The sequence below is a fragment of the Bacteroides sp. An269 genome, from assembly GCF_002159755.1.
In the GTDB taxonomy this organism is placed as follows: Bacteria; Bacteroidota; Bacteroidia; order Bacteroidales; family Bacteroidaceae; genus Phocaeicola; species Phocaeicola intestinalis.
The window spans coordinates 16,762-30,281 of record NZ_NFJG01000043.1 but is presented as its reverse complement, the minus strand read 5'-3'; the positions used below and the strand labels follow the sequence as shown (position 1 = coordinate 30,281).

The 13,520-nt window shown below is 49.0% G+C and carries 5 protein-coding genes and 1 pseudogene; all 6 read right to left on the bottom strand.

The features are described from left to right. Positions 1-185 (bottom strand): annotated as a pseudogene (nagB, locus tag B5F71_RS09925) (glucosamine-6-phosphate deaminase); the annotation flags it as partial. Positions 186-223: 38 nt separating this feature from the next. Beyond that, complete coding sequence (locus tag B5F71_RS09920; protein ID WP_087209799.1) at positions 224-1,534, bottom strand: DUF4995 domain-containing protein; 1,311 nt, start codon at positions 1,532-1,534, stop codon at positions 224-226. Between the two features lie 138 nt (positions 1,535-1,672). After that, entirely contained in the window at positions 1,673-5,677 is a 4,005-nt protein-coding gene (locus B5F71_RS09915; protein ID WP_241148586.1) for a hybrid sensor histidine kinase/response regulator transcription factor, read from the bottom strand. 356 nt (positions 5,678-6,033) lie between these two features. Further along, positions 6,034-7,989, bottom strand: coding sequence for a heparin-sulfate lyase HepC (gene hepC / locus B5F71_RS09910; protein WP_241148588.1), 1,956 nt, complete (start codon positions 7,987-7,989; stop codon positions 6,034-6,036). Between the two features lie 357 nt (positions 7,990-8,346). Then, positions 8,347-10,038, bottom strand: coding sequence for a RagB/SusD family nutrient uptake outer membrane protein (locus tag B5F71_RS09905; RefSeq protein ID WP_087209793.1), 1,692 nt, complete (start codon positions 10,036-10,038; stop codon positions 8,347-8,349). A 150-nt stretch (positions 10,039-10,188) separates the two neighbouring features. Next, the gene (locus B5F71_RS09900; RefSeq protein WP_087209790.1) at positions 10,189-13,392 is read right to left on the bottom strand and encodes a TonB-dependent receptor; all 3,204 of its coding nucleotides are present in this window, start codon (positions 13,390-13,392) and stop codon (positions 10,189-10,191) included. Positions 13,393-13,520 lie beyond the last annotated feature (128 nt).

The window sequence follows — 13,520 nt, the reverse complement described above, 5'->3', positions numbered from 1 at the left end:
GACACCTTTCCCTCTCGGTTCAGTTCAATCAGCGCCTTATACATGCCCAATGGGGAAGAGCCCGTAGGCAAGCCCAATACAAAAGGACGTTCGGAAGATGGCTGGAACTGATTGATTCTTTGGGCTACATAATTAGCTGCCCATTCGGAAAGAGCCTGATAATCTGATTCAATAATTACTCTCATCGTATTTCTTTTATTAAGGATAATTCACAACTATATGTTCATTTCTTTTCGGCTAATGCTTCCGATGCAGCCAAACCGTTTCCTTCCTTGATGTCCAGATAACGCTTCATCGCTTCCAGGTAATAATAATCGGCATAGTTAAGAGGCGTATCAATTTCCGAGCCGTGCGGCAAAGAACCGGTAGAATGCATCAGGACGAAGCCTTTGTTAGTGCCTTTTTGCGCCAGATAGTCTTTGCCCGACAAGCTTTCCAATTGTTTCTGCGCATAATCGAAATACCTTTCTCCATCGGGCACCATCGTACTCAGTTCTAAAAATGCCGAAGCGATGACCGCAGCTGCCGAAGCATCACGCGGCGTATCTTTCTCTACAGGTGCATCAAAATCCCAATACGGAATCAAATCACTGGTGTTCACCCGTTTCATAATCATATCTGCTACCTTGACCGCCTGATTCAAGAACACGGTATCTTTGGTTTCCCGATAACAGGACGTATATCCATATACCGCCCAACCTTGTCCACGTGCCCATGCCGATTCATCGTTCTTGCCCTGATGAGTCATCCGGTATTGCACGGTACCGTCGTCGTTATAGCTTACCAAGTGATACGATGTATAGTCGGGACGGAAATGATGCTTCATCGTGGTAAGCGCATGTTGGACTGCTACCTCTTTATATTTAGGGTCACCGGTCAACCGGCTCGCACTGAACAGCAAATCCAAGTTCATCATATTATCAATGATGACCGGGAAATTCCAATATCCGAAATCCCACGAACGGATACAACCTATCTGGGGGTCGAAACGGGCACACAGGTTATCGGCGGTCTTTACCAATACATTCTTGATGGTATCGTTCGGAGCCAGCCGCAACGCATTCCCGTAACTGCAATTAATCATAAAACCGACATCGTGGGTATCTTTTGCATCCGATATCGGATACAGCATGTTCGTGTACTGAATGGCATACTTCTTCAGTTCTTCATCACCGGTCAACTCATACGTGTACCACAAGCTTCCGGGGAAGAATCCGCTTGTCCAGTCTCTTATCGAACATAAACGAAGTTTCCCCAACTTATCGGCTGGCGGAGGCGCCAACAAGGAATCTTGAAACGTAGCCGGATCGCGTTGCAATTGACGGACCAGAAAATCCATCGAATAACCCGTCCAAAGCGAACGGGGCATAAGAGTGGAATCACCCAAATCAGAAGCCGTCTGTTTCAACTGGCAAGATGCTACATCCAGGGCATGAGTCACCCATTCATCCGATTGCACCGAAGGTTTCTCACTACAGGCACATACTCCGATAACCAGAGCCATACCCAACACAGGAATAGAAATTGTCTTCATACTATTACAATAAAGTCAGCTGTTACTATTAAATTCTTATCACCGCAAAAGTAAAACGATGCAGCCAACTTCGGTTTCTCTTATGTGGAAAGGAGTTTCAATCCCGTCAAAACAATTTCATTCCTGTAGAAAAAACTTTCATTTTTGTTGAACAGCCCCACCCTTGGCATATTCAGAAGGCATACAACCTATGTATTTCTTAAAACTGGTAGAGAAATACGAAGGGGTGCTGAAACCTACCATCGTGCTTATCTCCGCCACGTTGTACCTTCCTTCTTTCAATAATTTGCACGCTTGGTTAAAGCGTATTTTCCGGATAAATTCTGTTGTAGACTCTCCCGTTATGCCCTTCATCTTGAGGTGGAGCGAAGAACGGCTCATGCCCATTTCCAGCGCAAAGTCATCGGCAGAGAAATCAGGCTTTTCCAGATTCTTTTCTACCACCGAGACCGCCTTCGACAGGAATTCCTCATCCAGCCGGTTCAAGGCAATCTTTTCAGGTTCTATCTCCAATGATTTTGAATAATGCTCGATGGCACGATAATGGGTACGAAGAATGTTTTTGATTTTCATTACTACCACCGAGAGAGAAAAAGGCTTGGCTATGTAATCGTCTGCCCCTACTTGCAGGCCGTCCAACTGATCTTTTACCTCTGCCTTGGCAGAAAGGATAATGACGGGAATGTGACAAGTCTTCAGGTTCTGTTTTACATATTTGCACAACTGTATACCGTCCATAACGGGCATCATCACATCCGTTAGGATCAGACTGATTTCTTCGGTTTTCAGCAGCTCTACCGCCTCTTCTCCGTTTTCCACTTCCTTAACGATAAAGAAGCGTTCCAATCCGCGACTCATATAGTGCCGGATTTCATCGTTGTCTTCCACCACCAGTATGGTTTCTTTCCGGTCTGTATCCACATCGGATTCTGCCGGTTCCAGTGCCTCTTCCGTATCTACGATATACATATCCCGCGCATTGGTAGAATAGACCGGCTCCTCCTGTTGTGTTCCTCCGGACAGTTCCTCTTCGGCATAGGCTTCCCGCGATAAAGGCAAGTAAACGGAAAAACAACTACCTTTGCCCACCGCACTGTCCACTTCTATCCGCCCGTGATGCAACTCTACCAGTTTCTGCACCAGCGAAAGCCCGATGCCGCTTCCGATGTGCTCGCTTTCCACTTGATAGAAGCGTTCGAATATCTTCGCCTGCTTATTGACGGGAATCCCTACCCCCGTATCCTGTACCTGCAAGAGCAAGTCATCGCCAGACGTTTTCAGATTGACAGAAATACTTTGTCCGTCGTTCGTATATTTGAAAGCATTAGACAGAAGATTGTTCAATATCAATTCGATATAACTGGCATCACACCATACCTGCCGACCACCCAGTTCCGAACGCAAGTTATAATCAATGTGCTTCTTACGTGCCAGCGGTTCATAGTAACGGAAATTCTTTTCCACAATCTGACCGACATTGATGCATTTGACACGCAATTCGAATACCCCTTTCTCTGCTCTCCGATAATCCATCAACTGGTTGACCAAATGCAACAACCGGTCGGTATTGCGTTTCATGTATTCCAGCTGGCTACGTACCCATTTATCTGTCACCTTGTCCAGCAAGTCCTGCAAGGGAGCCACTATCAGCGTAAGCGGTGTACGTAATTCGTGAGAAATATTGATGAAAAAGCGTGTTTTCACCTCCTGCAATTCTTTCTGGCGCACCTTATCTGCCCGTTCCCAGTAAAAACGGATGACTAGAGTTATGACACCTATTATCATCAATGCGAACAACGCAATCGCCCACCATGTCTGATACCATGCCGGAAGTACCTTTATCTCCAGGCTAGTCACCTCGTCACACCACTTGCCGTCGTTATTGGCTACCTTTACCAGGAAATTATACGTACCGTGAGGCAAATTAGCATACGTCGCCCACCGCTGGTTATCGTCTACAACAAACCACCGCTTGTCATATCCGTCCAATTTATAGGCAAACGTATTGTGCTTATCGGCTATGTAATTCGACACGACAAAGCTCAATGCGAAAGAAGACTGCTTATGATTTAAGGTTATCCGGTCCGTCAGGCTGATATGCTTCTGCAAGATGCCGGTCTGGTCATTGGGATGAACCGGATCGCCGAACAATCTCAGCTCGGATATGACCGCTCGCGGAGCGTATGGATTGTCCTGAAGACGTTCGGGGTGGAAAGCCGTAATGCCGTTGATGCCTCCGAAATACATCTCGCCCGATGAAGCCAGACAACAGGCATAGGGAGTAAACTGATTGCTCTGCAGGCCATCCACATCCGTAAAGTTCCTGAACTTCCGGCTTTCCGGATCGAAGCAGGAAAGCCCGTTATCCGTACTAATCCACAACCGGTGTTTCTCATCCTCCAACACACCATATACGATGGCATCGGGCATACCGTCTGCCACCGAATAATGCACGACACTATCTCTTCCAGCTGAAAAGCCATACAAACCGTTACGGGTCGCAATCCATATATCACCGTCCGAAGCCTCGAATACACCGTAAACCGTAGCCGATTCAAAAGCAGATTCGCCGCTCACCATTCTGACCGAAGAGAGCGAATCTCCTTTACCGGAACATACCGCCAATCCGTCTTCGCCGCCTACCCACAAACGGTTCTCCTGGTCAAGCAGTAAAGTACGGATACGTTTCACACCCAATGAAACATTCCCCTTGATGTCCGAAAACGTTTTCGTCGCCTTATCGAAATGCACCAGTCCTTCTAACGTGCCAATCCATAAATGACGGCCGTCGGCACACGGCTGGATGGCGAATACATTCATATTGGTTAGCCTAGTAGTTTCCGGCATCAGGCTTTCAATCCTGCCCGTACGGCGGTCGAGAATGTTCAACCCTCCCGTATGGGTGCCGATATACACTTTACCGGCCTGTTCGTCTACATAGATGGCCTTCACATCGTTCGAGCCAAGCCCTTGTTCCTTGGTATAATAAGTATATTCCCCGGAACGGATATCGTAATAATTCACACCCCCGTTATTCGTCCCTATCCACAGATTGCCCGCACGGTCTTCGGTGATGCAACCGATGACATTATCATTCAACGAATTTCCTTCGGGCGAAAAACGGATATGGCGGAAACGCTCGCGAAGCGGATGATAGTAATTCAATCCGCCAAAGTAAGTACCCAACCACATGCCTCCCTGCGAGTCCATAAAGATGCTTCGGATAGAGCTTTGCGAAAGGCTCCGGTTCTGGCGGCGGTTGCTGGTATATACCTGAAACCTTCCGGTTGCCTCATCGTAAATATCCAGCGAAGTAAATGTCCCCACCCATAACCGGTTCCGGGCGTCAAGAGCCAACGAACGCACGAAGTTAGAACTTAATCCGTCCGGTCCTCCTGCCGTATAATGACGCAATTCACGTGTAGTCCTATCCATGCGGTAAAGCCCGTCGCCTTCGGTTCCTATCCAAAGGTGATTGCCGTGTTGCAATAAAGTCAAGATTTCCTTTCTTCCCAAAGGCAAAGCATGAAGATGCTCCAATGTCCGCGATGCGAATGAATACATCCACAATCCGTCTTTGGCTCCTATGTACAAAGAATCTTTGCTACGGTATATCGCCGTAGCTTTCAACCGGAACAAATCAGCGGGCAATCCGGACTGCACAAAAGATGTATCCGCTACATGAAACACATACAATCCGGCGGACGTATTGACCAACAAACGGCTATCGTCCACATCGGCGATTTGCATCACCCGGACATCTTCTTCTTTCTGAGGGCAACGGTAATTGCGGAAAGCATCCCTGTCCGCATCGTAATACGAAAGCCAGTTATTCGTACCTACCCATACACCTCCCTTATCATCGGCTTTGACGGCATACACCATGTTATCGCCAATGCTTCCGGCATTCCCGGTCTCGTGACGATAGACGGTAAAATCGTATCCGTCGAAACGGTTTACTCCATTAAACGTGGCAAACCACATATTGCCTTGTACGTCTTGGGTAATGCTAAGCACGGTGCTTTGCGACAAACCGTCCTCCAGTCCGATATGGGCAAACGAAACCTGCCCCTGCATCCCGGTGCAAAACCAAACGAGGCATACGGTCAGTGCGATTAGATTCCGAATAGGCTGTAATTTCATTTTGTGTTTCTATTTTTCCCAAAAGTAAGAAAAAATATGAATAACCGTACACTTTCTTTACTTTTTATTTGCAGACACACACGCATACAGATGCGCAAGCCCGCGAAAGTATATGCGTGGGGCTGCGCATATAGCTACGCATCAAGCGTTACAATTGTTACAATTACAGTTAATCGAAATTGTTTTTCATGTAAGCGCAACGGACGGAACGAGTGATACATTAAAAATTATATAGTATATATATTATAATATAATATATATACTATATAATTTTATAACCTCTGTTTCTTCCATTGGGAAGTCAATTCAAATTAACTGTAATTGTAACAATTGTAACGCATAAGCAACTAGAGCTATCAATAAGCAAGCGTGCGCTTCTGCCCGTCTACCGAAACCTCAATGCGAGACTCCCCTGCGAAGCGTGCCTTTATCTTCGGTTCCCCTTCGGGCAAGCGGTAGGGACAGATGACGGTGATATAGCGCAAGGGTTCCGATGCCTTCGGGGTGTTCAGCGATACGGAGGTACGCTCGGTGCGCTGGCGGTAAGCGGTGGAATACCAGCCTTCTTCCTCCTTCAGCACGGTATGGCGGGGTGCGAAGCACTGGAGCTTGACCTGCACATCGCCCTCGAAAGCAGACGAAAGCGCCAGGTGTTCGGGGTCGATATTCACCTTTCCGTCACACAGGTGCCAGTTCAGGTTGACGGTGCCCGTAGCATCGCCCAGTGCCTCATCTACTATCACGAAGTACGAACCTTCGATGAAGAAGAACGTGCGCCGGTGAGTCAATCCCTTATAACTCTCGTGCTCGGTGACCAAGGATTGCACCTCGCCTTCGGGTTGCCAGCTTTTCGTGTGCGATACGCGGTCTTCCAGGTTCTTCCCGTCCAGCGTCAGGGTATTGTGCGAAGCGGTGCGGCGGAACCAGTTGCGCAGGCGGGTCACTTCCTCATTGCCTTCGTACACATACGAACCTGAGTCGGGGAACAAGTTCTTGCCTTGCACCCAAAGCTCGAACGTGCCGTTATCGGGCTGGCTATGCCATTCTCCCGCCGGTCCGGCTTTGATGACCATCACCGTGGCATCCTTCCCCCACCCGTTCCGGAAGGCGAAGAAGCCCGAATCGAGGAAGCCTTTCGAGAGGTTGGCAGGCGGAAGCCCTTCCTTTCCTTCGGTGGCAAAATACCGGATTTGGGCATTGTCGGGGAAGAGTTTCGCCCAAGCCTTGTATCGGGCAATATCCCCTTTCCGGCTGCCCCGCTTGGCATCGCTGAAGCAAGGATTCGTATAATCGGGGAAGCAGAGGTTCATGTAGAACACAATCATCGACTCAATGGTGTCCGTGTAGCTCTGCGGGAACTCCGACCGGAAACCGTTCACGTCCGCCATACGCAATGCCTTGCAGAAGATGTCGATGCACGCCGGGTGGTAATGCAAGTCCAGTTCGTATTGCCCTCCGTCAGGATAGACCTGCTTCTTGATTTCACGGTTCAGGATATCGATGCCACTCTTGCGCCATCCTGCAGCTTCCTTAAATTCGGGAAAGAAAGCCCCTGCATAGAGCACCCGTTGCGCCTCGAAAAGCAGGTGGTTGCCCTCTGCCGAATAGTTGCGCATCACGTGCAGGGCATGGCGGTGGTAATTGCTTAGGAACTGGGTGAGGAAAGCCGGCGTAAACGAAGGCGAAGGCAGGAAAAGCAGGAACTGGTTAATCTGGTCCTGCAAGCGGTGGCTCGCCTCCAGCGGACGCCAGGCGAAACGCACATTCTCCGCCTCGCCTTCGGCATCGTCCTGCAACTCATAAAGTGCCTTTGGTATCTCCACCAAAGGGTTCTTCTTTATCCAGTCGGCATACTGAAGCGCCCACTCGCGGGCATACTTCTCGTCTCCCGTCAGGCGGTAAGCCTTTCCCATGGGTGTAAACCATTTGTGGCGGTGCAATTGCCAGCGCAATTCATTGTCCTGCACGGGCCAATAGCGCCAGTCGATGTCTTTCCCGTAATTGAACGGAGGCTGGTATCCGTCGTGCACGTAGAAAGTATGTTCCAGCGCATCGTCCGCCCAGCCACGTTCGCGCTCACTGAGCGAAAGGTGTTCCAAATCCAGGTCGGGCGTAGACACACCCGTCCGCGAACGGTAATACACCAGCAACTCTTCGGCGGCACGGAGCGTATCGCCCGCATCGCAAGCTGCCTTTACTTTCTCCAGACCGGGATAGTCCAGGTTCAACAACCCGAAGGCACTCCGGTCGAGCACTTGTGCCCGCATCAGGTTTGCCCATAGGCAAAGGCAAAGCAGGCAAAAAGTCTTCATGGTTTTGATTGTATTCATTTCTTTTATGTATGTGGTTAGGTATAGCAATTCTAAAGAAACGCGGATTATCGCAGATTCTTTTAATTTACGATTTGACAATTTACTATCTACTATTTAAGCTTTAAATCGTACTTCGTAAATCGAAAAAAAGTAAATCAAAAGAATCCGCGTGAATCTGCGTTTCAAACATTGTTGTTGTAATAAACCAACAGAAGCCTCATCAAAAAAAGACAAGGCTTCCGCCGAACAGTAAAACTTATATGAAACCTACTAAAATAAAGAATTAAGAATGAAGAATGAAGAATCACGTTGACCGTATGGCATTCTTCATTCTTAATTCTTCATTCTTCATTTATATCAGTATCCCGGATTATTCTTTCCTTCGTAATTCGGGTTGCTTTGTATTTCTACCAACGGGATGGGGAGCAATTCGTTCTTGCCGTCCACGAAGTTCTGGTATGCCGGATAAGCGGCATTCGTACCCCGGTTGACCGAGCTTTGCGAACCGAACAGGCGGAGTGCATCTCCCAACACACCCCAGCGGATGAGGTCGAACTTGCGCTCTCCTTCGAAAGCCAGCTCGAAGCCACGTTCCCAATAGAGTGCCGTACGGAAACGTCCCTGTGCCGAACCATCATCGATGAAGGTCAGGTCGTGTGTCGCCTTACGGGTTGCCATCAGTTCTTCATAATTGGCATCGGTATATTCCGTAGCCCCTGCACGGGCACGCACGCGGTTCAGCAAGTTCCACGCCTCGGTGGTATTCCCTGTTTCATTGTAAGCTTCCGCCGCCATCAGCACCACATCGGCATAGCGCAACACGCAATAATTCACATCACCGTAATTCATGTTCTTGTTCCATGTTTCGGTAGGCATCCATTCGCGGCGCCATTTGCCCGGATACCACGAACCGGCATTACGTTCCTGCTTCACGTGTTTCATGCTGTCCGTATTCCAAATGAAACGATAGGTACAGATGCTTACATCGCGGCGCACATCGGTTTCCTCGAAGAAGTCACGCCATTCGGGCACCACAATAAAGAACCCGTTGGCACGTCCCATGTAGTTCGCCATCTCCGAAGTAGGCACTCCCTGCACTTCAGCTACCGAAGGACCATTGTAAATGCCCCACGCTCCACCGTTGCGTGCTCCCTGCTGGTGGAAGAAAGCTATTTCGAAGATACTTTCCTGCGAGTTCAACACATCTTGCGAAAAATTACGGAACAATTGTTCATAACCTCCGCTATAAAAATCATGATACCCGTTAGCCTGAATGGCTTCCCATTCGCTAATCACGGCATTGAAGTATTCGGCACGCTTGGTATCGTCCGGCCGGGTCATCTGCCCGTCCATTTGCAGGCTATAGCCGGCACGTTGCAGGTAGACACGCATCAGCATGGCTCGCGCCGCTCCCTGTGTTGCCCGTTCGGGGCTGGAGCTTGCATCTGCCCATGGCAGGTGTTCCTTGGCAAAGTTCAAGTCTTCGATAATCTGGTCGTAAATCTCTTCGCGGCTTACCCGTGCGCCGAAAGCGTCCTCATAATTGGACGTATAAGTAGTCTTGAACGGCACATCGCCCCAATACTTTATCAGGTCGAAAGCCAGGAAAGCACGCAAGAAACGGGCTTCGGCATCCAGCTCCTGCAGGTTCTCGCTCTCGGCATACCCGGGCATATTCACAATACCGTCTATCGCCATATTGGCACGGTCGATGCCCTGGTATTTCAATTGCCAAAGCCATTCTACCCATTCATTAGTGGAAGTGACCCGATAGTGCACCATATCGTGTATCGTATTGTCGGAATGGGTACGGGAGGTGTAATACATATCATCGGATGCCTGCCCCGCCATCTCGTACCATCCATAGTGGCGATAGTCGGATATGGAACTGTAAATGCCCATCACCGCCATATCGGCGTTGGCTTCCGACTCGAAGAACGAATCCTTGTCGTAGCTGGAATCGGGAGTCTCTGTCAGTGTGTCCTCGCAAGAGGGAAAGACGGCCAGCGAAAGAGCCGCCATTGCCATATAGAATATATGCTTTTTCATTTTACGTCAAGATTTGAAATTAAAGTGTACAAAGAAGAAACGCAGATTTCCGCAGATTAACACAAATTGAAATGATTATTAAAATTATACTCTGCGGAAATCCGCGTTAATCTGTGTTTCTAAACTGACACATATTTGTTGTTACTTAAATCAGAATGCCACATTCACACCGAAGATAAACGAACGGCTGCGCGGATAAGCGCCGAAATCCACACCCGGAGTCAACGGGCTGCGCATGTTCGACACTTCGGGATCGAATCCGCTATACGGTGTCCATGTCGCCAAGTTATATCCCGTAGCATACAGACGCAGCTTGCTCAATCCGAGTTTCGTAATCAGCTTCTTGGGGAAACTATATCCTAATGTAATGTTGGTCAGCTTCAGGAACGAAGCATCCTCTACGCCCCATGAGTGAATGTACTTGTCCCCCTCTTCGTTGTCGCGGAACGAAGCCACCGTCTTCCCTGCATTCATCGCCGTAAGCTCATCGGGGTCAGTCACCACCTCGCCTTGTGCATTGACGGTCATCCAACGGTTGGAACTGTTCATGACGTCCAATGCATTGTTGTTTTGCCGCCCCACCTTACTGTTTATCAACTTAGTAGCATTCAGCACATCGTTGCCATAGCTATACGTAAGGAAGATACTCAGGTCGAAACCTTTGTAGGTAAAGTTATTGTTCAAACCTCCGTAGAAAGTCGGAGTGGCATTGCCGATAACGGTCTTGTCGTTCTCGTCAATGATTCCGTTCTTATCCAAATCCTTAAACTTCCAGTGTCCGGGCTGCACACCTATCTGATTGGCGGAAGAAGCCACGCCGTCCTTCAGCGTATACGTCTGTGTAGCGGCATCATAAATGAAATCATTTACCTGATACAGGCCTTCGGTCACGTAGCCGTAGAATTGTCCCAACGGCTCGCCCACGGCAATGCGGTGCGTGCTTTGGTTGTACCCGAACTGGGCTTCATACAGCTGCACCTGTTCGCCGGTCAGTTCCAGCACCTTGTTCTTATAGTGCGAGAAGGTCAGCGTAGTGGTCCAGTTGAAATCTTTCTTCGCGATGTTGACCGTATTGATGGTCAGGTCCACACCTACGTTCTTCGTTTCGCCGGCATTCACCATCATCGTGGTATAACCCGAGGAATAAGGCAATTGAGCACTTAGCAACAGGTCGCTGCTCCGGTTGATGTAGAACTCGGGCGAAATCGTGATACGCTGGTCCAAAAAGCCAAAGTCGAGTCCTAAGTTGAAAGTCTTGTTGGCTTCCCATTTCAAGTCTTCATTCGGAATCTGGTTAGAAGCATAACCCGGCACCAGCTGTCCTCCCATCGCCGTATTGAGCGAAGAAAGCAACGCCAGACTATTGTAGCTTCCGATACGGTTGTTTCCGGCAAGACCGTAACCGATGCGGAACTTCAGGTCGGAAAAGATGTTCAGTTTCTTGATGAACTCTTCCTCTCCCAAACGCCATGCAGCCGACACGGCAGGGAAATAGCCCCACTTGTTATCCTTGCTGAACTTGGAAGACCCGTCGGCACGCATCGTCGCACTGAACAGATACTTGTCCTTGAAGTCATAATTGACACGGGCAAAGAAAGAGACAAGGTTATCGTCATCGTTCAGGAAACTGTCCGAGTTGGTCGGTGTACCCAGTCCGATGTCATTCAACTGGAACTCATCGGTGGGCAAGTTACCTACTTCGGTCAATACATAACGTTCCCAGCGATGCACGTATTCCTGACCTGCCTGCACCATGAGGTGGTGTTTCTTCTGGAACCGCTTGTCGAAAGTAAACACGTTCGAGGTAGAGAAACTTCCGTCCTCCGTATTGCGGATGCTTCCGTAAATGCCGTTACGCAATCCCATAATCGACTCATCGCCATAGAAGAGTTCCCGGCGTTGCGTACGGTAACGCATACCGGTGGTATTACGGAACGTGAATCCTTTGAAGAAGGTATAGGTAAAGCCTCCGTTTGCCTGCAAGGTACGTATCTCGCGGTCGTCTTTTTCTTCGGCAGCATTGACCAGCGGATTCTGCACCACATTGCCTTGCTCGTCTACCAGCAACGGGTCTCGCCCTGCCAGCAATTCCTCATCGCTTCCCTGAATACCGATAGTCGGACGGTATTGCAGGATTTGAGCCATCTTGTTGAAACGCGCATCGGTCGAGCTTCCGTTCTCGGTCGTACCGTTTCCGGCAACACCTGCACCCCAGATGTTACGCTGGTCGAACTGGAAGCGGGCATTTACGCGCAACTTATCATTTACCTTTCCGTCTACATTCAAGGACAAGTTGTGCCGTTCGCTTCCACTATACACCATCGCGCCTTCGTCTTTATTGTAGCTGTATGCCATGCCGTACTTGATGCGGTCGCTTCCACCGTTCACACCCACACGGTAGTTCTGCGTAACGGTAGTGCTGCCCATGGTCAGGTCTTGCCAGTCCAGTCCACGGTTGGCATAATTTTCGTGTATTTCCAGAAAACTTCCATAAAGGTTCTGCCAGGCAGGCATCTGCACAGCAGGGTCGGTAGCCCACCCTATCGTACGTTCGTAATCGGCAAGTACGAACTCTTCGGTACTGAGCAGTTCCAGTTGCTTGGCAAGTTTGCGCACGCCCACGTATGCGTCAAATGTTACGGTAGCCTTCCCTCCATCGTCCTTTCCACTCTTAGTCGTAATCAATACAACACCGTTCGCACCCCGTGCACCATAGATAGCGGTGGCAGAAGCGTCTTTCAACACATCGATGCTTTCAATGTCGGCAGGGTCAAGGCTCGACATACCGTCTTCGGTAGGAAATCCGTCGATAACGTAAAGAGGCTCGTTGCTCTGCGTGATGGAGATACCGCCACGCACACGGATAGATGCCTCGGCACCCGGCTGGCCATCGGTCTGTATTACCTGCACACCCGCCATACGTCCGGCTATTGCCTGTGCCATGTCCGATACGGGTGTCTTGGTGAGTTCTTCACTCTTCACCGAAGCAACCGACCCGGTCAGGTCCTTGCGTTTCATCGTGGCATAACCTACTACGACTACTTCTTCCAACAACTGATTGTCGGGCTGCAAAGTGACATTGATTTGTTTCTGTCCTTTTACTGGAACTTCCACCGTTTTCATACCGATGTAAGAAAATACCAATACATCTTTTGATGCATCATTAACTTGGATGGAATAGTTACCACTCATGTCGGTAATGGTGCCACCTTTCGCATTCTTGATTGTAACGCTTCCTCCAATCACTTCCAGGCCTTCATTGTCGATTACCTTACCAGTCACGGTAAAGCCTTGCGCCCATCCCACCGCTATGCCGACAAAGAAAAAGAAGAAGGCAAACAAGACGCCCTTCATAGTTTTCGGTTTTTTCATAATACGATTTGTTTTAAATTTATGACTAAGTTTTATTATTTTTCATCTGTCGGCAAAGATAACGGGAGAAAACGAACTCTACGTTTTCTCCCGTTAAAAACAATTGCAAA